This is a genomic window from Xanthomonas prunicola (assembly GCF_002846205.1).
In the GTDB taxonomy this organism is placed as follows: domain Bacteria; phylum Pseudomonadota; class Gammaproteobacteria; order Xanthomonadales; family Xanthomonadaceae; genus Xanthomonas; species Xanthomonas prunicola.
On the sequence record NZ_PHKV01000001.1, the window covers coordinates 77,892 to 99,723 of the forward strand.

General features: G+C 66.2%; 19 protein-coding genes and 2 other RNA genes. 5 read left to right on the forward strand and 16 right to left on the reverse strand.

Going from position 1 to position 21,832, the window contains the following annotated elements; all coding sequences use genetic code 11:
- Nucleotides 1-201: 201 nt before the first annotated feature.
- The 6 genes from XpruCFBP8353_RS00400 to trpB all read right to left on the reverse strand — a co-directional run bounded on the left by XpruCFBP8353_RS00400 (nt 202) and on the right by trpB (nt 6,354).
- Nucleotides 202-1,140 carry an isopenicillin N synthase family dioxygenase gene (locus tag XpruCFBP8353_RS00400; RefSeq protein WP_101361442.1) on the reverse strand — a complete coding sequence of 313 codons (939 nt, stop codon included), beginning with the start codon at nt 1,138-1,140 and terminating at the stop codon, nt 202-204.
- Between the two features lie 124 nt (nt 1,141-1,264).
- Nucleotides 1,265-2,614 (reverse strand): phosphoglucosamine mutase, encoded by a 1,350-nt coding sequence (gene glmM / locus XpruCFBP8353_RS00405; RefSeq protein WP_101361443.1) that lies wholly within the window; start codon nt 2,612-2,614, stop codon nt 1,265-1,267.
- Nucleotides 2,611-3,498: an acetyl-CoA carboxylase, carboxyltransferase subunit beta gene (gene accD / locus XpruCFBP8353_RS00410; RefSeq protein WP_101361444.1), complete on the reverse strand. Its 888-nt coding sequence runs from the start codon at nt 3,496-3,498 to the stop codon at nt 2,611-2,613. Before accD ends, glmM begins: the two co-directional genes overlap by 4 nt.
- Nucleotides 3,499-3,875: 377 nt before the next feature.
- On the reverse strand, nt 3,876-4,694 hold the full coding sequence (gene trpA, locus XpruCFBP8353_RS00415) for a tryptophan synthase subunit alpha (protein WP_101361445.1): 819 nt from the start codon (nt 4,692-4,694) through the stop codon (nt 3,876-3,878).
- Nucleotides 4,691-5,089, reverse strand: coding sequence for a hypothetical protein (locus XpruCFBP8353_RS00420; RefSeq protein ID WP_407071301.1), 399 nt, complete (start codon nt 5,087-5,089; stop codon nt 4,691-4,693). The genes trpA and XpruCFBP8353_RS00420 overlap by 4 nt, the downstream gene beginning before the upstream one ends.
- 47 nt (nt 5,090-5,136) lie before the next feature.
- Nucleotides 5,137-6,354 (reverse strand): tryptophan synthase subunit beta, encoded by a 1,218-nt coding sequence (gene trpB, locus XpruCFBP8353_RS00425; RefSeq protein ID WP_101361447.1) that lies wholly within the window; start codon nt 6,352-6,354, stop codon nt 5,137-5,139.
- A gap of 105 nt (nt 6,355-6,459) precedes the next feature.
- On the opposite strand from trpB, the gene XpruCFBP8353_RS00430 reads away from it, so the two are divergent.
- Together XpruCFBP8353_RS00430 and XpruCFBP8353_RS00435 are read left to right on the forward strand one after the other, a co-directional pair.
- A complete protein-coding gene (locus tag XpruCFBP8353_RS00430) occupies nt 6,460-7,386 on the forward strand; it encodes a LysR family transcriptional regulator (RefSeq protein ID WP_101361448.1) in 927 nt (308 codons plus the stop codon).
- A 113-nt stretch (nt 7,387-7,499) separates the two neighbouring features.
- Nucleotides 7,500-7,575, forward strand: a non-coding RNA gene (locus tag XpruCFBP8353_RS00435) — sX9 sRNA.
- Nucleotides 7,576-7,806: 231 nt separating this feature from the next.
- On the opposite strand, the gene XpruCFBP8353_RS00440 is transcribed toward XpruCFBP8353_RS00435, so the two are convergent.
- The 9 genes from XpruCFBP8353_RS00440 to prmB form a co-directional block, all read right to left on the reverse strand.
- Nucleotides 7,807-8,475 (reverse strand): phosphoribosylanthranilate isomerase, encoded by a 669-nt coding sequence (locus tag XpruCFBP8353_RS00440; protein WP_101361449.1) that lies wholly within the window; start codon nt 8,473-8,475, stop codon nt 7,807-7,809.
- Nucleotides 8,472-9,245, reverse strand: coding sequence for a tRNA pseudouridine(38-40) synthase TruA (truA, locus tag XpruCFBP8353_RS00445; RefSeq protein WP_101361450.1), 774 nt, complete (start codon nt 9,243-9,245; stop codon nt 8,472-8,474). Before truA ends, XpruCFBP8353_RS00440 begins: the two co-directional genes overlap by 4 nt.
- 172 nt (nt 9,246-9,417) lie before the next feature.
- Entirely contained in the window at nt 9,418-9,825 is a 408-nt protein-coding gene (locus XpruCFBP8353_RS00450) for a VOC family protein (RefSeq protein WP_101361451.1), read from the reverse strand.
- Nucleotides 9,822-11,768: a type IV pilus assembly protein FimV gene (locus XpruCFBP8353_RS00455; protein ID WP_455685155.1), complete on the reverse strand. Its 1,947-nt coding sequence runs from the start codon at nt 11,766-11,768 to the stop codon at nt 9,822-9,824. The genes XpruCFBP8353_RS00450 and XpruCFBP8353_RS00455 overlap by 4 nt, the downstream gene beginning before the upstream one ends.
- Before the next feature lie 549 nt (nt 11,769-12,317).
- Nucleotides 12,318-12,392: non-coding RNA, sX9 sRNA (locus XpruCFBP8353_RS00460), on the reverse strand.
- A 59-nt stretch (nt 12,393-12,451) separates the two neighbouring features.
- Nucleotides 12,452-13,477: an aspartate-semialdehyde dehydrogenase gene (locus tag XpruCFBP8353_RS00465; protein WP_101361452.1), complete on the reverse strand. Its 1,026-nt coding sequence runs from the start codon at nt 13,475-13,477 to the stop codon at nt 12,452-12,454.
- A gap of 84 nt (nt 13,478-13,561) precedes the next feature.
- Nucleotides 13,562-14,635: a 2-hydroxyacid dehydrogenase gene (locus XpruCFBP8353_RS00470; RefSeq protein ID WP_101361453.1), complete on the reverse strand. Its 1,074-nt coding sequence runs from the start codon at nt 14,633-14,635 to the stop codon at nt 13,562-13,564.
- Nucleotides 14,628-15,731, reverse strand: a complete 1,104-nt coding sequence (gene aroC, locus XpruCFBP8353_RS00475; protein WP_101361454.1) for a chorismate synthase — start codon at nt 15,729-15,731, stop codon at nt 14,628-14,630. Before aroC ends, XpruCFBP8353_RS00470 begins: the two co-directional genes overlap by 8 nt.
- Before the next feature lie 10 nt (nt 15,732-15,741).
- On the reverse strand, nt 15,742-16,668 hold the full coding sequence (gene prmB / locus XpruCFBP8353_RS00480; protein ID WP_101361455.1) for a 50S ribosomal protein L3 N(5)-glutamine methyltransferase: 927 nt from the start codon (nt 16,666-16,668) through the stop codon (nt 15,742-15,744).
- An 80-nt stretch (nt 16,669-16,748) separates the two neighbouring features.
- On the opposite strand from prmB, the gene XpruCFBP8353_RS00485 reads away from it, so the two are divergent.
- Both XpruCFBP8353_RS00485 and asd read left to right on the forward strand, forming a co-directional pair.
- Nucleotides 16,749-17,399 (forward strand): SCO family protein, encoded by a 651-nt coding sequence (locus tag XpruCFBP8353_RS00485; protein ID WP_101361456.1) that lies wholly within the window; start codon nt 16,749-16,751, stop codon nt 17,397-17,399.
- The gene (asd, locus tag XpruCFBP8353_RS00490; protein ID WP_101361457.1) at nt 17,396-18,244 is read left to right on the forward strand and encodes an archaetidylserine decarboxylase; all 849 of its coding nucleotides are present in this window, start codon (nt 17,396-17,398) and stop codon (nt 18,242-18,244) included. The genes XpruCFBP8353_RS00485 and asd overlap by 4 nt, the downstream gene beginning before the upstream one ends.
- 177 nt (nt 18,245-18,421) lie before the next feature.
- Here the strand turns inward: asd and XpruCFBP8353_RS00495 are convergent, their stop codons facing one another.
- Nucleotides 18,422-20,002 carry a transglycosylase SLT domain-containing protein gene (locus tag XpruCFBP8353_RS00495; protein WP_101361458.1) on the reverse strand — a complete coding sequence of 527 codons (1,581 nt, stop codon included), beginning with the start codon at nt 20,000-20,002 and terminating at the stop codon, nt 18,422-18,424.
- A gap of 294 nt (nt 20,003-20,296) precedes the next feature.
- Here XpruCFBP8353_RS00495 and XpruCFBP8353_RS00505 point away from each other — a divergent pair, with 294 nt between their 5' ends.
- On the forward strand, nt 20,297-21,802 hold the full coding sequence (locus XpruCFBP8353_RS00505) for a helicase HerA-like domain-containing protein (protein WP_101361459.1): 1,506 nt from the start codon (nt 20,297-20,299) through the stop codon (nt 21,800-21,802).
- The last annotated feature ends 30 nt before the right edge of the window (nt 21,803-21,832 follow it).

Sequence of the window (21,832 nt, forward strand, 5' to 3'; positions counted from 1 at the left end):
TCACGCTAACAATCAGCCTGTGTTATCGGCGCGGGTGAACGCAAGCTTTAACCAGACGCGAGAGGAATTTCATGAACAGAACTGTGGGCTCTGTCATGGCACGTGCTGCGGACGCGGCCATGCGCGGCATGGGCGAGCAGCCGCGCGTTGCACGCCCGGCGATGAGTAACCCGATCGTCAACGGTCACGATGTCCGCCGAGTTACTTCAGCTTGATCTCGCGCAGGCGCTCTTCCAGGAAGCCGTGGGCGGTGATCGGCTCGGGGTAACGGCTGGGGTTGTCGGCACTGATGCAGGAGGGCAGCACGTCGATCAGGAAATCCGGATTCGGATGCAGGAAGAACGGCACCGAATAGCGCGGCTTGCGCGCCGCTTCGCCCGGCGGATTGACCACGCGGTGGATCGTGGACGGATACACATGGTTGGTCAGGCGCTGCAGCATGTCGCCGATGTTGACCACGATGGTGTCGGCGTCGGCGGTGAACGGCACCCACTCGCCATCGTTGGAGCGCACTTCCAGACCGGCAGCGCTGGCACCGACGAGCAAGGTGATGAAATTGATGTCGCCATGCGCACCGGCGCGCACATTGGGGATGTCGTCGCTGGTGATCGGCGGGTAGTGGATCGGCCGCAGGATCGAATTGCCGTTGTTGGTCTTGTCGACGAAATAGTCCTGCGGCAAACCGATATGCAGCGCCAGCGCCGAGAGCACGCGCGAGCCCAACTGGTCGAGCTGCTGATACAACTGATAGCCGCGCTCGCGGAATCCGGGCACTTCTTCCGGCCACAGGTTCGGCGCCATCACGTCGCGGTACGGCGAATCGTCCGGAATCTCGCGACCGATGTGCCAGAACTCCTTCAGGTCGAAGTGTTTGGAATCCTTGGCGGTTTCCACGCCAAAGGCGGTGTAGCCCCGTGCGCCGCCGCTGCCCGGCACGTGATAGCGGCGCTTGACCTCTTCGGGCAAGGCGAAAAACGCCTTGAACACGTCGTAGGCCGCATCGATATCGGTCTGCGCGATGCCGTGATTGCGGATGCCGGCAAAGCCCCACTGCCGATAGGCAGCACCGAGCTCGGCGACGAAGGCGTCGCGGTCGGTGTCGAAACGGGTGATGTCCAGCGTGGGGATGCGCGCGCTCATACGGATGTCTGCAGTCGAAGTCGAAAAGGTCGAGAGAAAGCCTGCTGGTCAGATCAGCAGGCGATACAACAGGTAAAACGTCGCGGCCTTGGCAATGACCACGCACACGCCAATGACGATTGACTCACGCCGCGTCACGCACTGCACCCGAGAGACGATCAAGCGTGTCCTGCATCAGGCTCGCGTCGTCGGCTTCCACGGTCACGCGCACCACCGGCTCGGTGCCGGAGGGGCGCAGGAACGCGCGGCCGCGGCCTTGAACGGCGGCTTGCGCCTGCTGCAATGCCTGTTGCACGTTGGCCGCTTCCACGATGGCCTTGGCCGCACCGCCATCCAGGCGCACATTGACGGTCTTCTGCGGCACCTTGCTCAGGCTGCTGAGCGCCTGGCGCAAGCTCTGCCCATCTCGCCCCAGCGCTTCGAGTACCTGCAGCGCGCTGACGATGCCATCGCCAGTGGTGGCGCGGTCCAGGCACAGCAGATGGCCGGACGTTTCGCCGCCCAAGGTGCCGCCGCCTTCGACCAGCGCCTGATGCACGTGGCGATCGCCGACCTTGGCGCGCTGAAACGGAATGTTCAGCGCAGCCAATGCCTGTTCAAGACCGTAATTGGTCATCAAAGTGCCGACCACGGTGCCGGTCAGCCGGCCACTGGCCTGCCACGAGCGCGCAAGCACATACAGCAGATCGTCGCCATCGACCGGGTTGCCCTGGTCGTCGGCCATCAGCACGCGGTCACCGTCACCGTCGAAGGCGATGCCCAGATGCCCACCGCACTCGCGCACCTTGGCGGCGAGGTTGTCGATATGCGTCGAGCCGACACCGGCATTGATATTGAGCCCGTCCGGCGCCGCGCCGATGACCTCCACCTCGGCGCCCAACTCACGGAACAGCATTGGTGCGATGTGATACGTGGCGCCATGCGCGCAGTCCAGCACCATCTTCAGCCCGTGCAGGGTGAAGCCCCGCGCCACGCTGGCCTTGCAGAATTCGATGTAGCGGCCGATCGCATCACGCGTGCGGATGGCCTTGCCCAGACGTTCGGATTCCACGGTGTGGAACGGCTCGTCCAGTGCCGCTTCGATCGCCGCTTCGGTGGCGTCATCGAGCTTCTCGCCTTCGGCAGAGAAGAACTTGATGCCGTTGTCGTAATGCGGATTATGCGAGGCGCTGATCACCACGCCCGCGTCGGCGCGCAGCGTGCTGGTCAGGAAAGCGATGGCCGGGGTTGGCATCGGGCCGATCAGCTGCACGTCGGCACCTGCGGCGACCAGGCCGGCTTCCAGCGCTGCTTCGAACATGTAGCCGGAAATGCGGGTGTCCTTGCCGATCAACACCAACGGCCGCTTGCTGCGGCCCTGGGTCAGTACGCGGCCGAGCGCATTGCCCAGCCGCAGCACGAAATCGGCCGAGATCACGCCCTGCCCGACCCGACCGCGGATGCCGTCGGTGCCGAAGTACTTGCGTGCGCTCATGCGGCGTCAGCGTCCTGCGGATGCGGCTGACGCATCATCATCGCGGTGAGCTCGGCAATGCGGTCGCGCATCTCGCGGCGATCGCAGATCTGATCGATGGCGCCGTGGTCGAGCAGGAACTCGGAGCGCTGGAAGCCTTCCGGCAGCGTTTCGCGCACGGTCTGCTCGATCACGCGCGGGCCGGCAAAGCCGATCAACGCGTGCGGCTCGGCGATGTTGATGTCGCCCAGCATCGCAAACGAGGCCGACACGCCACCGGTGGTGGGATGGGTCAGCACCGAGATGTACGGCAAGCCCGCTTCGCGCAGACGGCCGAGCGCGGCCGAGGTCTTGGCCATCTGCATCAACGAGAACAGGCCTTCCTGCATGCGGGCGCCACCACTGGCGGAGAAGCACACGAACGGGCAACCGATTTCCAGCGCCACTTCGGCCGCACGCGCAAAGCGCTCGCCGACCACCGACCCCATCGAGCCGCCCATGAAGGCGAAATCGAAGGCAGCGGCGACCAACGGGTTGCCCTTGAGCGTGCCGCGCATGGCGATCAGCGCGTCGTATTCGCCGCTGGCCTTCTGACTGGCCTTGATGCGCTCGCCGTAGCGCTTCTGGTCCTTGAACTTGAGCACGTCGACCGGGCCCAGCTGGGCGGCGATCTCGGTGGTCGCGGTTTCCGGGTCGAACAGCGAGTTCAGGCGCGCGCGCGCGCGAATGGCCATGTGGTGGTCACACTTCGGACACACCTCCAGGTTCTCCTCAAGCTCCGGGCCGTACAGCGCGCTGCCGCAGTTGCTGCACTTTTCCCACAGACCCTCGGGAACGCTGCGCTTCTTGGCCGGGGTGTTCTCGGTGCGGATGCCGGAGGGCATCAATTTGCTGAGCCAACTCATGCGTGTATGACAATCCATGCAGGGCGGCGATGCGGGCCGCAGAGGGGCGACAGTCTAACGCGCTGCGCGAAGGCCCAGGTAGCGCGGAGGGTGAATGTGGGCGTGGGGCGGCAGTTCGGAGGGTGGCCAGGTGCGCTGCTTCTTGGGTGCGCGGGGGCTTTGCCTGCGTCCGGTGCCCTCACCCCACCCCTCTCCCGCGCGCGTGAGAGGGGCTTCACGGTCGGCTGCCTCCTGCGCGCGGGAGAGGGGCTTCAGCGCAACAGTTGACCTACCTGCCTTCCCCCGCCTGCGGGGGAAGGTGCCCGAAGGGCGGATGGGGGCATCGCTCGCGCCGGGCGATCCACACAGCCCATAGCAGCCGGAAAACGGGCCTAGTCCTAGTCCTTATCCAGCGCCTGGCGCAGCGGCGTCAGAAAAGCCTCGGCGCATTCGCGCGCAGTACGCACGTCGGTGGCGTTGGCCAAGGCCGCGACCAGGGCGCTGCCGACAACGACACCATCGGCATCGACCGCCATGGCGGCAGCGCTGGCGGCGTCCTTGATGCCGAAGCCAGCCACCACCGGTGCGCCGGCGCGTTGACGCAGCTGGCGCAGGCGGTCGCTGGCGGCGTGGGTGTCGAGCAGGTTGGAGGCGCCGGTGACGCCAGCAAAGCTGACGTAATACAGATAGCCCTGCGCGGTGCTGCACAGCATGTCCAGCCGCTGCTCGCTGGTGGTCGGCGAGGCCAGCGCGATCAGCGCCAGCCCGACCTCGGTAAAGATGGCGCGCGTCTCGTCGGCCTCTTCCGGCGGCAGGTCCACCAGCAGCAGGCCGTCCACGCCAGCAGCCACTGCGGCTTCGGCAAAGCGCCGCGTGCCGTGGATCTCGACCGGGTTGAGGTAGCCCATCAGCACCACCGGGGTGGTGGCGTCTTCGCGGCGGAATTCGTGCACCGCTTCCAGCACGTAGGCCAGGCCAGCGCCGCGGCTCAGCGCGCGCTCGGAGCTGCGCTGGATGGTAGGGCCGTCTGCCATCGGGTCGGAAAACGGCACACCCAGTTCGATCACGTCGGCACCGGCGCGCACCAACGCGTGCATCACCGGCACGGTGGCCTCCAGCGACGGGTCGCCGGCGGTGATGAAGGGGATCAGTGCCTTGCGGCCAGCCTGACGCAGGACGTCAAAACGTGTGGCGATACGGTCTGGCGCGCGGCTCATGCGCCCCCCTCCACCAACTGCACGGCATCCCAGCTTCCCCAGTAGATCGATGTCACAGTGCCTTCTCCGGTTTCGTAACGAACGGCGAGCTCGCCTTGCGGGTCGCGCCAAGTCAGATAAAGAGCGTTGCCGCCGTCGCGGCCGTACTTATGCGGCTGGACGCGGTAGCCCGACGGCAGGCGCGCCCGCGCGGCAGCTTCGCTGTCGCCCACCCGGATGCCGAACGGGCCCACCGCGCCTGGGTCGCTGACGTCGAACCGGACGATGCGATCGTCTTCGACCATCATCGACACTGCATCGGGTAGCAGCCCCGCTTCCACATAGCCGCAGGGCCCCAAGGCCCCACATTGAGAGGTACCCAGCGCAGGCGCCGCGGCCAGGGCGAGCGCAGACATGCACAACAGCGCCGCACCGCCGCCCAGCGTGCGCATCTGCGCTGCGATCACAGCACCATGCCTTCGCGCGCGGCGATGGTGTGGACGTCCTTGTCGCCACGCCCGGACAGGTTGCACAGGATCAGCGCGTCCTTGGGCAGCTCGCGCGCCAGCTTGATCGACTGCGCCACCGCGTGGCTGGATTCCAGCGCCGCGAGAATGCCCTCGGTGTGCGCCAGCAGATGGAACGCGGCCATCGCTTCGTCGTCGGTAATCCCCTGGTACACCGCGCGGCCGCTATCGGACAGGAACGCGTGCTCGGGCCCGACGCCGGGGTAATCCAGGCCGGCGGAGATCGAATGGGTTTCGGTGATCTGGCCGTCGTCGTCGCAGATCACGTAGGTGCGGTTGCCGTGCAGCACGCCGGGGCGGCCGGCGGCGATGGACGCGGCATGGCGGCCGGTGGCGATGCCGTCGCCGGCGGCTTCGGCACCGTAGATCTTGACGCCCGGGTCGTTGAGGAAGGCGTGGAACAGGCCAATCGCATTGCTGCCGCCACCGACACAGGCGCTGATCGCATCCGGCAGCCGGCCGTAGTCCTGCAACATCTGCTCGCGCGCCTCGCGGCCCACGATCGCGTTGAAGTCGCGCACCATGCGCGGATACGGATCCGGGCCGGCCACGGTGCCGATGATGTAGAAGGTGTCGCGTACATTGGTGACCCAGTCGCGCATCGCTTCGTTGAGCGCATCCTTGAGCGTGGCCGAGCCGGAGGTCACCGGAACCACTTTCGCGCCCAGCAGCTGCATCCGGTAGACGTTGATCTTCTGCCGTTCGATGTCGGTGGCGCCCATGTAGACCACGCATTCCAGGCCCAGCCGCGCCGCCACCGTGGCGCTGGCCACGCCGTGCTGGCCGGCACCGGTCTCGGCAATGATGCGGGTCTTGCCCATGCGACTGGCCAACAGCGCCTGGCCGATGGTGTTGTTGATCTTGTGCGCGCCAGTGTGGTTCAGGTCTTCGCGCTTGAGCAGGATCTGCGCCCCGCCCACTTCGCGGCTGAGCCGCTCGGCGTGATAGATCGGGCTAGGCCGGCCGACGTAGTGCTTGAGGTCCTTGTCGTATTCGGCGATGAAGGCCGGGTCCTGACGCGCCTGATCGTAGGCGGCGGCCAGTTCCTGCAGCGGGCCGATCAAGGTTTCGGCGACGAACCGGCCACCGAACTTGCCGAAGTGGCCGGCAGCATCCGGATAGGCGTAAAAGTCACTGATGGGCTGGGCCGACATGGAAATCCTCTGCAGCAATGCGTCATACGAGAGGCGTCACTTTAGCGCAGCCGCAGTGTGCGATAAATCGATAAGATTACCGCCACCTGTGATCTGGAATCACATATGACCCGCTCCCTTCCGCCGCTGGCGGCGCTGCGTGCATTCGAATCTGCCGCTCGCCTGCAGAGCGTCAGCCGCGCTGCACTGGAGTTGCACGTCACCCATGGCGCCATCAGCCGGCACGTGCGTTCGCTGGAACACGCACTGGGTGCTGCGCTGTTTGCGCGCCAGGGCCGCGGCCTGGTGCTGACCGCGGCCGGCGCCCGGCTGCGCGATGCCACCAGCGAAGGCTTTGGTGTGATTGGCCAGACCTGGGCAGCGTTGCAGCGCCCGGTCGCCGAGGCGCCGCTGGTGCTGGGGTGTTCCGGCAGCCTGCTGGCGCGCTGGGTGATCCCGCGCCTGGGCCTGCTGCAGCACGACCTGACTGACGTGCGCTTGCACCTGTCAGCCAGCGAACAGCCGCCCGGCCCGGACCTGGACGGCCTGGATGCCGCCCTGCTGCTGGACACCCCGCCCTGGCCAAGCGAATGGCAGGTGCATGTGCTGGGCATGGAGTGGATCGGACCGGTGCTGAGCCCGCAGCTCGCATCGACCTTGCAGATCGGTGGGAACGACCCGGCCACACTGAGCGATCACGCCCTGCTGCACACCCGCTCGCGCCCGCAAGCCTGGCCAGAATGGGCGCAGGCGCAGGGCCTGGCACCCGACGCCCTGCGCTTCGGCACCGAATTCGAACACCTGGTGTATCTACTGGAAGCCGCTGCCGCCGGCCTGGGGATCGCGATCGCGCCGCAGCCCTTGGTGGCGGCCGATCTGGCGGCCGGACGCCTCCTGGCGCCGTGGGGATTCACCGCCACGCGCGGCCGCTGGGTGCTATGTGCCGCAAAGCGCAACCCGGACCCACGCATCGAACGGCTGGCAGAGTGGCTAGAAAAAGCCTTGGCGAACGACCAGCGCGCCTCACCGGCCATGCAAACAGGGAACGCCTAAGCGGCAATTACGGATGCTCGGTGCAAACCTGCATCGCCAGCCCATGACTTAGAGCAGCTAACAGAACGACTGCACTCACCGCCAGGCGGGTGCGGCCGACGCCCGGAATCGACATATACACCCATACACTGTCGTTCTGAGCGCATCGTCCACGCCCACCTGACGACTGCTCGCTATGTTTTGTTAGCCGTTCTTACCACGGGCACGCCTGCCGCCAGGAGCTATGTGTACCGAGCGGAAACACCTCGCATCGGCGCCACTGGCAGGAAGACGCAAAGCGGACACGCCGCTAATGGCTGATCGTCAACCGGAATTCGGAAAGCATGCCAACGCCTAGGGACTGAGCCAACGAGCCAAACACCCAACAAACCCGCCGCGTTACGCACCTGCCATTACGAATCCCAACTCCCAATCCCAGCCTCACGACATCTCGTGACAGTCCGCCCGTCGCACTTCCTCAACGAACTTGCGCATCTTGTGGCCATCCTTGATGCCGGGGGCCAGCTCCACGCCGCTGGAGACGTCCACGCCCCAGGGCAGTGTGGCCACGATGGCGTCGAACACGTTATCGGCGTTGATGCCGCCTGCCAGCAGAAACGGACGATGCAGGCCGGTGGGCAAGCGTGACCAATCGAAGGTCTTGCCGGTGCCGCCGCCTGCGCCGGGCGCATGGCTGTCGAACAGGAAGCCAGCGGTATTGGGATACGACAACTGCAGCGTGCGCGCATTGGCGTCTTCGCCATTCATGCCAGTGCTGCCCATCGGTACCGCCTTGAGATACGGCAGATTGAAGCTGCGGCAGAACGCGTCGTCCTCCTCGCCATGGAATTGCAGCAAGGTCGGGCGCACAGTGCGCACCACTTCGCGTACTTCTTCCTTGGAGTTGTTACGGAACAACGCCACCACATCGACCATCGGCGCGGTGGCCTGGCGCATCGCCCGCGCCTCAGCCGGTGCCACGCGCCGCGGGCTGCCGTGCGCAAAGATGAAACCCACCGCGTCCACACCCAGCTCCCCGGCCAGTCGGATGTCTCCGGCGCGGGTCATGCCACAGAACTTGATACGGGTGCGGTACAGCGATCGATTCATTGGGTCACCTCAGCAGGCAGATGCCACTCTGCAGGATACAGAGGTCCGATAAATACCAGACCCTGTGGCGGCGCTGTCGGGCCGGCCACAGTGCGGTCGCGTCCGGCGAGCAACGTCGCGATCCAGTCGGCCGGCTGCTCGCCGGTACCGACCAAAATCAGCGAGCCCACAATATTCCGCACCATGTGATGAAGGAATGCATTGGCCTGGACCTGCACCTCCACCACCTCGCCGATGCGCTGCACGTCGATGGTCTGCAAGTTACGGCGCGCATGCAACGCCTGGCACTGCACGCTGCGGAAAGCGCTGAAGTCGTTCTCGCCCAGCAAGGCCTGCGCCGCCGCATGCATGGCATCGGCATCGAGCGGGCGACGCTCCCAACTCAAGGTGTGCCGATACAGCGCCGGGCGAATCTGCCGGTTGAGCAGGCGATAGCGATAACGGCGCGCGCGCGCGGAAAAGCGCGCATGGAAGTCGTCGGCTGCCGGCACGCACCAGCGCACGGCGATCGACGGCGGCAGCCGCGCGGTGGTGCCCAGCATCCAGCCGCGCGGCTCGCGGCGTGCGTCGCTGTCGAAATGCACCACCTGGCATTCGCCATGCACGCCCGCGTCGGTGCGTCCGGCGCAGACCACCTGCACCGGCGCATCGGCGACCGACGACAATGCCGCCTGCAGGCTGGCTTGCACACTCGGGCCGCCATGCTCGCCCAACTGCTGCCAGCCCTGGAACTCGCTGCCGTCGTACTCCACGCCCAGCGCGTAACGCATCGGTACCTGCCTCTAATGAATCGATGGAATGCGCGCGCAGGTCATGCAGACCACGCCATCGCAGGCAATGGTCGGCACGGCCCCGCCGCTGCGGAGAACGTGAAGTGTACGAGCAGCATCGTCCGATGCCGAGCAGCGGCGTCGCGCGTGCGGCCAACGCGCAGGCGGGGTGTTAGGCGTTGACCGCGACGGTCCGCTCGGACCACACGGCAAGCGTGGTGCCGCCGGGCTCGCGGAAGTGAAAGCGGCTGCCGCCAGGGAAGCCGAACACCGGCTTGACGATCTCTCCGCCCGCAACACGCACCCGCTCGAGCACCGGCGCCAGGTCATCGGCATACAGCACCACCAGTGGGCCACCTTCGGCCGGCGCTGGCGCGGCTGCACGGTAGAAGCCACCGTCCAGGCGGCCGTCGTTGAAGGCCAGGTAATCCGGGCCATAAGCCTGAAACCGCCAACCGAACACCATTTCGAAAAACGCGCGACTGGCGTCCGGATCGACCGAGGCGAACTCCACATAGTCGATCCGGCGCTCGCGTGCGGTGCTTTCGTGCGGGACGAGATGGTCGATCGCCGGGCTCATGCCAGGCGTTCCAGCAGCTTGGCGGCCTCGGCGCGGGTGGCGTCATCGCCGGTGGCGGCAACTTCCAGCAGCAGACCGCGAGCAGTGTCCTTGTCGCCCAGATCCATGTAGGCCACTGCCAGCTCCAGGCGATCGCGCCCGGCCGAGGCAAATTCGCGGCTGGTCGAGGTGCTGGGCGCAGCAATCGGCGCTGCAGAGGGGTAATCGAAATCCAGGCTGTTCTGCGTAGATATCGATGGCGCAGCGGACGGCCCTTCGCTTGGCGTGGGTACGACTTCGGCAGGGTTCGGCGCCACAACCTCGGGCGCCGGAGAGTGCGGCGGCTCGTCAATGGGCGCGGTGTGCTGCGACTCCTTCACCACCGGCGGCGTGGCACGCAGCGCGCGCCAATCGTCGCTGTTGACCGCCACTGGCGCAGCAGCAGGCTCGGAGAGCAGCGGTTCGCGACGCAGCACGTCCGATAGCGGGTGGTGCACGTCGTGGGCGCGCTCGTCTTCGCGCAGATCGGCCTGCTCAAATTCGGTCTCGTGCACCACATCACGTTCGCTCGGCTCCGTGGCCTGCGCCTCGTCTTGCGGCTCGGCGGCCTGCACTGGCGCGCCAGGCAGGACGAAGTCGTACTGCCGGCGCGGCAACGGCGGCAGTGGCGACGGTTTGCGACGGCGGGCAGCCAACCACGCCACCACCGCAGCGACGATCAACACCAGCGCGCCGATCAACCACATCGGAAAACCACCGCCCTGTTGCGCGGCCGCCGGGACTTCCGACAGGCGCTTCTGTGCGGCCGCCAGATCGGTATCCTTCATTGCAATCAGCGCCTGCTGTTGCTGCTTGAGCTTTTCCAGGTCGGCCACGCGGGTGCGTAGATCCTGCAATTCCGCATCGCGGGTGGCGATATCTTCCTTGGCTTGTTGCAACTGTTGGTTGGCCGCCATCTCGCCCTCGCCTTCGGCACTGGTACCGGACGTGACGCCGGCGGTGTTGGTCTGACTCGCCACTGCAGGGGCGATTTCGAGCCGCGCACCGGCACCGGCCGTTGCGGCAGGCGTGGCGGTTGGCGGGGTTGGTGCGGCAGCAGCGCCGGCTTCGGCCGGTTGCGGCACCGCCGAGCGTGCCTGCCGCCACTGAGCAGCCTGCTCGCGCACCATCACTGCCGCTTCGGCCGCGCCGATTTGTGCAAGCGCGTCTTCCTGCGGTGTGCGCAGCACCGCGCCCTGCTTCAGGCGGTTGATGTTGCCGTTGATGAAGGCATCCGGATTGGTGCGCAGCAAGGCCAGCATGGTCTGGTCCAGCGAATGTCCGCTGGAACGTGCCACCACCGCGGCGATCTCCGACAAGGTCTGGCCCGAGCGCACGGCCGGCAACACATCGCCTGCCTGCGTGGAAGATGCAGCCGACGCACTGGCGGCTGCACGTGCAGCAGGCTCGGCTCTCGCGTTGTCCTGTGCATCGCGGTTGGCAACCGGCGCAGCCGCCGGCGCGCGCGCAATGGTGTTGCTGGAACCGGCGCGCGGCGCTTCGATGGCCGGCTCGGCGATCGCGGCAGCGGTGTTGGGTGCATCGACCAGGGCGGAATATTCGCGCACCAGTCGGCCCTGGCCCCACTCCACTTCGATCAGGAAGTTGATCGCCGGCTGGTCCACCGCCTGGCTGCTGGTCACGCGGATCACCGCACGCCCGCGCGCGTCCTGCGCGAACTGGAACTGTAGATTGCTGACCAAGCCTTGCGGGCGTTCCAGACCGACCCGCGCAAACGTGGTGGCCGATGCCAGCGCCACGCGCGCGTTGTCGAGTTCGCCCGGCTCGTTGGAGATGACCGGAATCTCGGCCACCAGCGGCTGCCCGGGCTTGGACAGCACCCGGATATCGCCCAACCCCAACGCCATGGCAGCGCCGCTGCAGGCCATCAGCAGCAACGCACCTATCCCTTGTATCGGACGCATCGCGCCCCCGCCCCTATGTTTCATGGGCATCAATATAGCCGCTGGATGAGCGAAAAAGTCGGCGCCGTGATGCAGAGCGATGCGAGAGTGCGACTGCCGCAGTGCGGCATGCATGCACGGCCGATGCAGATCGGTGCCCATTGATGGGCGACACCACTGCGCTGCGTCTCACGCGTGCAGCGGCTCATCAGCAGCTCGCGTGATGCACAATGACGTGCGTGATGCCATGACATTGCGTCGATGGCAGGGTCATGAGTTGCCGCGTGAGCAAGCGAAGGGTGCGCAAGATGCAGGCAGCGTGACCGCGGTAGCGCAACCTACCGCTCCGTCAACACGTAGGCCCCTCACTATGAACTGACACGTGCAGGCCACGCATGCAGGCAGGCGCGCGATGACCGCGCGCCTGCACGTTGAACCTTTCGTTGAAGGTAGCCACTTCCTTCAATCGATGCGCCGGTTTGCACCTGCGGGAGCGCTTGGCGCGATGAGGCGTCCCCGGGACACATCATCGCGCGGGCCCGCTCCTGCACGTGGGCGGCGGCCTGGAGCGCCTAACGAAACGCAGCGAGCAGTCGTCAGGCGCCTGCAGACAGCGCACAGGAATGCAGTGCACGCGTGGCACCGACCAATCCGGGGCACCGGCCGCCTGCGCGGCGGCTGCGCAGGCGTTTTTGTAGCGGCTCTCAGCCTTCCTGGGCGACCAATTCGGCCAACTGCACGGCGTTGAGCGCAGCGCCCTTGCGGATGTTATCGGAGACGATCCACAGGTTCAGACCACGCGGATGCGAGAGGTCTTCGCGGATGCGGCCGACGAACACTGCATCCTTGCCGGAAGCGTGTGTGACCGGGGTCGGGTAGCCACCGGGCTTGCGCTCGTCCACCACTTCCACGCCGGGCGATGCTTCCAGCAGCGCGCGCGCCGCTTCCACGGTGATCTTGTCGCGGGTTTCGATCGCCACCGCTTCGGAATGGCCGTAGAACACCGGCACGCGCACCGCAGTGGGGTTCACCTGAATGCTGTCGTCGCCGAGGATCTTGCGGGTCTCCCAGACCAGCTTCATTTCTTCCTTGGTGTAGCCGTTGTCCTGGAAGTCGTCGATGTGCGGAATCAGGTTGAAGGCGATCTGCACCGGGAACCGCTGCGGATCGATTTCCTGGAAGCTCAGCAGCTCGCTGGTCTGCTTGCCCAGTTCTTCCATCGCCGAGCGGCCGCCGCCGGACACCGACTGGTAGGTCGCCACATTGATGCGTTCGATGCCGTACTTGCGGTGGATCGGGCCCAGCGCCACCAGCATCTGCATGGTCGAGCAATTGGGGTTGGCGATGATGCCGCGCGGGCGCTGCTTGAGCGCTTCGGGATTGACTTCCGACACCACCAGCGGCACGTCGTCGTCGTAGCGGAACGCGGAGGAATTATCGATCACCACCGCGCCGGCGGCGGCGAACTTGGGGCCGTATTCCTTGGACACGCTGCCGCCTGCGGAGAACAGCGCGATGTCCACGCCGGTCGGGTCGAAGTCGGCCAGATCCAGCACGTCGACCTTGCCGCCATTGAACTCGACCTGCCCGCCCGCCGAGCGCGACGACGCCAGGGCGTACAAGGTGGCGACCGGGAAGTTGCGCTCGGCCAGGATGCTCAGCATGGTCTCGCCGACAGCGCCGGTGGCGCCCACGACCGCGACGTTGAAACGACGGTTTTCGTTGCTCATGAGGTTTGTCTTTATCGAAAAGGGGAAAGAGGAAGCACTGCGCGCTGGGTTCGGGGAACCTCCAAAGCTGGCCGCGGAGGTTCCCTATCGTTTGCTCGAAATGGTGCCGGTGACGCCGGTTTTTTTCGCGGCCGCGTCGGTACCGCCATGGTTGGCAGCGGCAACCGCATCGGCATTGAGCGCGCTCGGCGGATGGCCGGCATGGGGGCCTTTGCCCAGCGCAGCGATCAGGTTGTCGACCGCCAACTGCACCATCGCGCGGCGCGTGGCCAGGCTGGCGCTGCCGATATGCGGGGTGAGCACCACGTTGTGCAGCGCCAACAGCTCCGGACGCACGCGAGGCTCGCCCTCGTACACATCCAGGCCGGCACCGGCCAGACGCCCGTTAGCCAGCGCATCGGCCAGCGCCACCTCATCGACGATACCGCCACGGGCGATGTTCACCAGCGTGGCGGTGGCGCGCATCTTGCCCAGCGCCGCCGCGTCGATGATGTGGTGCGATTCCTTGGTGTAGGGCAACACCAGCACCAGATGATCGGATTGCGCCAGCAACGTATCGAAATCCACGTAGTGCGCGCCCAGCGCCTGTTCGGTGGCGGCCGGCAACTGACTGCGGTTGTGGTACAGCACGCGCATGCCGAAGCCATGCGCGCCGCGCCGCGCGATGCCTTGCCCGATCCGGCCCATGCCCAGGATGCCGAGCGTGCTGCCGTGGAGATCGGCGCCGAGCATGGTCTTGAACGACCACTGCCCCCACTGCCCGTCGCGCAGCCAGCGCTCGGATTCGGTGATGCGGCGCGCGGTGGCCATCAGCAACGCAAAGCCGAGATCGGCCGTGGTTTCAGTGAGCACATCCGGCGTGTTGCTGGCCAGGATGCCGGCGGCGCTCAGCGCATCCAGATCCAGATTGTTGTAGCCCACGCCCACATTGGCGATCGCACGCAGTTGCGGCGCCGAGGCGATTTCGGCCGCGCCGATACGCTCGTTGAGAGTGATCAGGGCACCGTCCAGCGGCGCCAGGTGCGCGGCCAGTTCTGCCGGCGAATACGCGCTGACGTGCTCGGTGGTCGTCAGCTCGAAATGCTCGCCCAGCTGCGCGACGACATCGTCGAACAGCGGCTGGCTGACCCACACCTTGGGGCGCGTTGCTTCAGACATCGACCTGACCGGGAATGCGCGGCGACACCTCGCCGACATCGCCGCATTGCGCGCGATGACGCAGCGCCTGGTCCATCAACACCAGCGCCATCATCGCCTCGGCGATCGGGGTGGCGCGGATGCCCACGCACGGGTCGTGCCGGCCGGTGGTGATGACATCGACCACACTGCCATCCGCATCCACTGTTGCGCCGGGCAGACGCAGGCTGGAGGTGGGCTTGAGCACCATCGAGGCGGTGACCGCCTGGCCGGTGGAAATGCCGCCCAGAATGCCGCCGGCATGGTTGCTGAGAAAGCCCTCCGGGGTCATCAGGTCGCGGTGCTCGGTGCCCTTCTGCACGGCGCTGGCGAAGCCATCGCCGATCTCCACGCCCTTGACCGCATTGATGCTCATCAATGCAGCAGCCAGCTCGGCATCGAGCTTGCCGTAGATCGGTTCGCCCCAGCCTGCCGGCACGCCGCCGGCCACCACGTCCACGCGCGCGCCGACCGAATCGCCGGACTTGCGCAGCGCGTCCATGTAGGTTTCCAGCTCTGGCACCTGCGCGGCATGCGGCCAGAAAAACGGGTTGTCTTCGACCGCATCCCAATCGAAACCGGTCGGACGAATCTCGCCCAGCTGCGACAGGTAACCGCGCACCAGTACACCGTAACGCTGCTTGAGCCACTTCTTGGCGATGACGCCGGCAGCCACGCGCATGGTGGTCTCGCGCGCCGACGAGCGCCCGCCGCCGCGCGGATCGCGGATGCCGTACTTCTGCCAATAGGTGTAGTCCGCATGCCCAGGGCGGAACTGCTGGGCGATGTTGCTGTAGTCCTTGCTGCGCTGATCGGTATTGCGGATCAGCAGGCCGATCGGCGTGCCGGTGGTGCGGCCTTCGTAGACGCCGGACAGGATCTCGATCTCATCGGCTTCGCGGCGCGCCGACGTGTGCCGGCTCTTGCCGCTGGCACGCCGTTGCAGATCGTGGGTGAACTCTTCCGGCGCGATCTCCAGACCGGGCGGGCAGCCATCGACGACGCAGCCGATCGCCGGCCCGTGCGATTCGCCAAAGGTGGTGACGGTGAACAGCTTGCCGAAGGAATTGGCACTCATGCGCACAGGCTCATCGCTGCGCGGCCAGCTCGGCGATGCGGGCGCCGTGTGCGATCAATTCGCGGCATTCCACCGCGAAGATGCCCATCTGCCCCACCTTGAACTCGACCCAGGCCAGATCCACTTCCGGCAGCAGCTTGATCAGATGCTGCTCGGACTCGCCCACTTCGCAGATCAGCAAGCCGTCTTCGCTCAGGTGCTGCGGCGCATCGCGCAGGATCTTCAGCACCAGGTCCAGACCGTCGTCGCCAGCGCGCAGGCCGAGTTCGGGCTCGTAGGAATACTCCTGCGGCAGCGCGTCGGTTTCATCGTTGGTGACATACGGCGGATTGGTGACGATCAGGTCGTACTGGCGACCGCCCAGCCCGGCGAACAGGTCCGACTTGAGCAAGGTGACGTTGTCGGCATGCAGACGCTCCTTGTTTTCGGCAGCCAGCGCCAGCGCATCGTCGCTGATGTCCACGCCATCCACATCCCACTGCGGGTTGTAGTGACCCATCGCAATGGCAATACAGCCCGAACCGGTGCACAGATCGAGCGCGCGCGTCACTTCGCGGCCGCCCAGCCAGGGCTCGAAGCCAGCGTCGATCAATTCGGCGATCGGCGAACGCGGCACCAGGGCGCGTGCATCGCTCTTGAAACTCAGGCCGGCAAACCAGGCCTCGCCGGTGAGGTAAGCGGCCGGCACACGCTCGGTGATGCGGCGCTCGAACAAGCCAAGCACCCGCTCTTTTTCCGAGCGCAGCAATCGCGCCTGGCCGTAAGCCGGGCCCAGATCGTGCGGCAGATGCAGGCTGTGCAGAACCAGTTGGGTGGCTTCGTCCAGCGCATTGTCGTAGCTGTGGCCGAAGGTCAGACCGGCTGCGTTGAAACGGCTGGTGCCGTAGCGGATCAGGTCGATGATGGTGTGCAGTTCGTCGGCCGCGGCGGCAGTCATGGCAACAACTAAAGAGGAATCGGTCCCCGATTATAGAGGTCGGATCGGTATCATGAGCGTCCGTTGCACTGGAAACCGCCATGTTCAATCGCAATACCGGCATCGTGCTACTGGTGGCGCTGGCCGCCGGTCTTGGGTTGTTGCTGGGTCAGAAGTTCTTCGGCGGGGCGCCCCGCTCGCCTTGGCCGCCCACCCAGACCATCACCTTTTACCCGCAGCCGCGCCCCTTGCCGCAATTCAGCCTGCGCCAGTCCGACGGCACTCAGTTGGTGCCCGGCGAGCTCAAGGGGCATTGGACGTTGGTGTTTCTGGGCTTCACCTTTTGCCCGGATGTCTGCCCGACCACCTTGACCGATCTGGCAGTGGCGCAGCAGCAATGGGAGAGCATTCCCGATGGCTTGCGCCCGCGCGTGCTGTTCGTCTCGATAGACCCGCAGCGCGACCCGCCTGCGCGCCTGGGCGAGTACGCGCACGCCTTCCACAAGGACACCCTGGCCGCCACCGCGGACGTGCCGGCACTGGAGCGCTTCGCCACCGCGCTGGGCTTCGTGTTCCAGAAGGTGCCGGGCAAGGGCTACGCACAGAATCCCAACGACTACAGCATGGATCATTCGGCCGCCATCGCCGTGCTCGATCCGCAAGGCCGCCTGGCCGGGCTGATTCGCCCCCCGCTCGACCCCAAGGCGATTGCCGCCGACCTCCAACAGCTGACCAAGGTAACCGCACCGTGAGTCTCGTCACTTCCCTGACCTACGTGCTGCCGCACCGGTTGCTGTCTTCACTGGCGCGCGCGCTGGCGTATTCGGAGACACCCTCCACCAAGCAGTGGTTGATCGACACGGTGACGCGCAAGTTCGGTGTGGACCTGAGCGAAGCGCAGGAGCCGGATCCGCGCGCCTATCCCACCTTCAACGCGTTTTTCACCCGCGCCTTGAAGCCCGATGCCCGCGTGCCGGATGCCGACCCGGCGGCGTTGCTGATGCCGGCGGACGGCCGCATCAGCCAGCTCGGCCCGATCGAGAACGGCCGCATTTTCCAGGCCAAGGGGCAGTCATTCACCGCTGCCGAATTGCTCGGCGACGAAGCAGCGGCAGTGCCGTTCAACGACGGCCTGTTCGCCACCGTGTACCTGTCGCCCAAGGATTACCACCGCGTGCATATGCCATGGACCGCCACCTTGCGCGAAACCGTGCACGTGCCCGGGCGGCTGTTCAGCGTGGGCCCGGATGCAGTGCGCAACGTGCCACGCCTGTTCGCGCGCAACGAGCGGCTGGTGTGCCACTTCGACACCGACTTCGGCCCGATGGCCTCGGTGATGGTGGGCGCGCTCCTGGTTTCCGGCGTGGAGACGGTCTGGAGCGGCGTGGAGATTCCGCGCTATGGCGACCGCATCACGCGCAAGGATTACCGCGGCAAGGGCATCGTGCTGGAAAAGTTCGCGGAGATGGCGCGTTTCAACTACGGCTCGACGGTGATCGTGCTGCTGCCGCCGGGTGTGGCAAAGCTCGATGGCGGACTTCGTGCCGAAACAGCGGTTCGCCTTGGCCAGGCACTCGCACGTCGTCAGCCTGGCTGACGCGTAGCGGCGCGCGCAGCAGCATCGGCTTAGCCTGCGGCCTAGCGCCCCCCTGCAGGCGCGGCTTGCATGGAGCTACCGGAACAGCTCCGTCGGGGCTAAGCTGCTGCTAGAAGAGCCCGGCCAGCACGCGGTTGCCGACGCATCGCTAGGTGCGTTGGCACCGACTGCGTCGCATCAGCGATCGCAGCCCGCCAGCTTGATGCTCTGCCCCGGCTTCAGCGCGTACGACGGCGCTTTCAAGCCGTTGGCCTTCGCCAGTTCCTTGATCTCGCACTGGTACTTCTGCGCGACGCGCCCGAGCGTATCGCCCTTGGCAATGGTGTAACTGCGCACCTGCTTGGCCTTGGGCTTGGCCACTGCCGGTTTGCCGGTGGCCACGGTGGTTGGCACGCCGGCCATCTGGCTGACATCGCCCACCGCCACGCTGGGCACGTACTCAGGCGCGCTGCTGCGCACGATTGCGCTATTGAGGTCGGCAGTGATCAAGGTCCGCGCCAGATCCGCGCGCGGGCCGTTGACGCAGTAACGCGTGTACAGGCTGACGATGCGGTTGGTGGCGTTGATGACGGTGCCGGCCGGAATCCAGCCATCGGACTCGTAGCGCGGGTTGAGATTGCGCAGCGCACGCATGTAGCCGTCGCGCGTGCCCATGCTGCCCAGGCAGATGGTGAGCTCGTAGATGGTGGTCGACTTGGCCAGCTTGAGCGTGGCCGGCTGCGCATCGAGCTTGGGGAAGTCCACGCCGTACTGGCGCGGGTGCAGGAAGATCCACGCCGCCGCGATCACCATCGGCACGTAATCCTTGGTTTCGGCCGGGAACTGGTTGTAGACGTCCTGATCCCAGAAGCCGCGCCCACCGCTCTGCGAGAACACGCGCGCGGCACGCCCTTCGCCGCCGTTATAGGCGGCCAGCGCCAGTTCGATGCTGCGGTTGAGCTCGGCCATGCGCTCGTTGAGATAGGCGGCGCTGGCTTCGGCGGCGCTGCGTGCATCGAAGCGCGTGTCGAAACCGGTGCCGTCCGGACCCAGTCCAAAGCGACGCCCAGTGGCCGGCATGAACTGCATCAGCCCGGCCGCGCCCGCACGCGAACTGGCATGCACCTTGCCATTGGATTCCTTGGCCATGATGCCGAACAGCAGCGCCTCGGGAAGGCCGCGCTTCTGCCATTCCGGCCACATCACGCCGCGCAGGTTGCCGTAGTTCTCGTAGCTGGTGAGCAGCGCCGGGCGCATATCGGTGAGCCAGCGCCGGATGCCGGCCTGCACGGCCGGGTTGTACTGCACCATCTTGTCGAAGTCGTGGCGCTGGTCGTTGAGCAGCGTGGCGGCACGCGCGGCCTCGGGAACGCCGTTCGACGCCGGGCCGAGATGGTCAGGGTCGGCCTGCAGCAGCGTGTCGTCGTCTTCCGGATCTTCAGCGGCCGGCGCTTCGGCATCGGCGCGCGCCTTGAGCAGGCGCTTGTAGGTGGCCAATTGATTGGAAACCAGGCAGCCGCGCTGCTTGATGCAGGCGTCGATGATGTCTTCCATGTCCTCCAGCGCGGCGTCGCCTTCGGCGGTGCCCTTGGGATCGGAGTTGTTCACCAGCACCAGCGCATCGCGATAGCGCTTTTCGGCGGCGGCCATGCGCGCATCAAGCGCGGCGGCCTTCTCCGTGTCGCGTTTGGAGATAGCGTGGGCGGCGGGGACGACAGACATCAACGCAACCACGACCAGAACCGGCCATGGGCGCAAACCAAAATGAGCGAGCGGCATCGTAGGCAGTACAGCGGAAAGGCAGGCAGGGTAGCCGCCGGGGCGACACCGGGGCAAGGCGGCGGGGTCGCCGGGGTCAGTGGGCCGTTAGCTTGGTGGGAGTGATCGATGCTTGCGGCACCTGCAAACCGGCTCGCCATGGCGACGAGTGACTGAGCCCACGGATACAGCGTGGCGTGCGCGTGATCGGCCGGTTCCATCCAGGCTGCCGGGCCAGAAGCCGCTGATGTGCAGACGGGCATTGCCCGCCGGGAATGCCCGCTAGAATCCGAACTTTCCCACCGGATCTGCGCTATGGCCTCGTTCCTGCTCGGCAAAGGCGTCACCGACGACATTCCGGTTGTGCTGGAAGGACGCTTCGGCAACCGCCACGGGCTGGTGGCCGGCGCCACTGGCACCGGCAAGACCGTGACGCTGATGACCCTGGCCGAAGGATTCTCGCGACTGGGCGTGCCGGTGTTCCTGGCCGATGTGAAAGGCGATGTCGCCGGCCTGGCCGTGGCTGGCGATGGCGCGCCCGGTGTGCTGCAGCGCGCCAAAGAGATGGGCATTGCCGAGTACGCCCCGGCCGCCAACCCGGTCGTGTTCTGGGACCTGTACGGGCAGCTCGGGCACCCGGTGCGTACCACCGTCAGCGAGATGGGCCCCACCCTGCTCGCCCGCATTCTGGAACTCAACGACACCCAGTCCGGCGTGCTCGACATCGTCTTCAAGCTGGCCGATGACCGCGGTTTGCTACTGCTGGATCTGGACGACCTGCGCGCGCTGCTCGCACTGGTGATCGAGCAACGCAAGGAGCTTTCGACCAGTTACGGGCTGGTGTCCAGCCAATCGGTGGCTGCCATCCAGCGCGCCTTGCTGCGTTTGTCGCAGGATGGCGGCGAACACTTCTTCGGCGAGCCCGCACTGGAGCTGGCCGAGCTGATGCGCGTTGCGCCCGATGGCCGCGGCGTGATCGGCATCCTGGCTGCCAACCAATTGGTGCTCAAGCCGAAGCTGTATTCCACGTTCCTGCTATGGCTGCTATCGGAATTGTTCGAACGCTTGCCGGAAGTGGGCGATCTGGAACAACCCAAGCTGGTGTTCGTGTTCGATGAGGCGCACCTGCTGTTCGACGATGCGCCGCCTGCGCTGGTGCAGCGGATCGAACAGGTGGTGCGTTTGATTCGTTCCAAGGGCGTGGGCGTGTATTTCTGCTCGCAGTTTCCCGACGACATTCCCGACAACATTCTCGGCCAGCTCGGCAACCGCGTGCAGCACGCATTGCGCGCCTACACCCCGCGCGACCAGAAGGCGGTCAAGACCGCCGCGCAGACCTTCGTGGGCAACCCCAAGCTCGATGTCGCCACCGCCATCTCCAGCCTGGGCACCGGCGAGGCGCTGGTGTCGCCGCTGCAGGGCAAAGGCGTGCCTGCGCCGGTGCAACAAACCCTGATTGCACCACCGCGTTGCCGGATGGGATCGATCACCGCACCCGAACGCGCGCAGGTGCGCGCCACCAGCCCGGTCGGCACGCGCTACGACACCGCCATCAATCGCGAATCGGCCGCAGAACTGCTCGCCCGCCGCGTCGAACGGGTGGCCGAACACAGCGCAGCCCCACCCGCCCGCACCCGCGAAGACGACGAGGCGCACGACAGCGGCTTCGGCCAGGCGGTCAAGGACGCGATCTTCGGCACCAGCCGTCGCCAGGGCATGCTGGAGGCGATGGCCAAGCAGACCTCGCGCACCGTGGGCAACAAGATCGGCCAGCAGATCGTGCGTGGCATTTTCGGTAGCATTTTTAGTGGGAAGCGCTAAACACGTCCGATCACGACAAGGACGTATATC

Excerpts from the sequence above, each read along its gene's own strand:
- XpruCFBP8353_RS00495 (WP_101361458.1), bottom strand. The coding sequence starts at position 20,002 with ATGCCGCTCGCTCATTTTGGTTTGCGCCCATGGCCGGTTCTGGTCGTG.
- XpruCFBP8353_RS00400 (WP_101361442.1), bottom strand. The coding sequence starts at position 1,140 with ATGAGCGCGCGCATCCCCACGCTGGACATCACCCGTTTCGACACCGAC.
- XpruCFBP8353_RS00450 (WP_101361451.1), bottom strand. The coding sequence starts at position 9,825 with ATGAGCCCGGCGATCGACCATCTCGTCCCGCACGAAAGCACCGCACGC.
- XpruCFBP8353_RS00430 (WP_101361448.1), top strand. The coding sequence starts at position 6,460 with ATGACCCGCTCCCTTCCGCCGCTGGCGGCGCTGCGTGCATTCGAATCT.
- XpruCFBP8353_RS00420 (WP_407071301.1), bottom strand. The coding sequence starts at position 5,089 with ATGTCTGCGCTCGCCCTGGCCGCGGCGCCTGCGCTGGGTACCTCTCAA.
- XpruCFBP8353_RS00485 (WP_101361456.1), top strand. The coding sequence starts at position 16,749 with ATGTTCAATCGCAATACCGGCATCGTGCTACTGGTGGCGCTGGCCGCC.
- XpruCFBP8353_RS00505 (WP_101361459.1), top strand. The coding sequence starts at position 20,297 with ATGGCCTCGTTCCTGCTCGGCAAAGGCGTCACCGACGACATTCCGGTT.
- XpruCFBP8353_RS00440 (WP_101361449.1), bottom strand. The coding sequence starts at position 8,475 with ATGAATCGATCGCTGTACCGCACCCGTATCAAGTTCTGTGGCATGACC.
- prmB (WP_101361455.1), bottom strand. The coding sequence starts at position 16,668 with ATGACTGCCGCCGCGGCCGACGAACTGCACACCATCATCGACCTGATC.
- XpruCFBP8353_RS00470 (WP_101361453.1), bottom strand. The coding sequence starts at position 14,635 with ATGTCTGAAGCAACGCGCCCCAAGGTGTGGGTCAGCCAGCCGCTGTTC.
- truA (WP_101361450.1), bottom strand. The coding sequence starts at position 9,245 with ATGCGTTACGCGCTGGGCGTGGAGTACGACGGCAGCGAGTTCCAGGGC.
- XpruCFBP8353_RS00465 (WP_101361452.1), bottom strand. The coding sequence starts at position 13,477 with ATGAGCAACGAAAACCGTCGTTTCAACGTCGCGGTCGTGGGCGCCACC.
- trpA (WP_101361445.1), bottom strand. The coding sequence starts at position 4,694 with ATGAGCCGCGCGCCAGACCGTATCGCCACACGTTTTGACGTCCTGCGT.
- trpB (WP_101361447.1), bottom strand. The coding sequence starts at position 6,354 with ATGTCGGCCCAGCCCATCAGTGACTTTTACGCCTATCCGGATGCTGCC.
- accD (WP_101361444.1), bottom strand. The coding sequence starts at position 3,498 with ATGAGTTGGCTCAGCAAATTGATGCCCTCCGGCATCCGCACCGAGAAC.
- XpruCFBP8353_RS00455 (WP_455685155.1), bottom strand. The coding sequence starts at position 11,768 with ATGCGTCCGATACAAGGGATAGGTGCGTTGCTGCTGATGGCCTGCAGC.
- glmM (WP_101361443.1), bottom strand. The coding sequence starts at position 2,614 with ATGAGCGCACGCAAGTACTTCGGCACCGACGGCATCCGCGGTCGGGTC.
- aroC (WP_101361454.1), bottom strand. The coding sequence starts at position 15,731 with ATGAGTGCCAATTCCTTCGGCAAGCTGTTCACCGTCACCACCTTTGGC.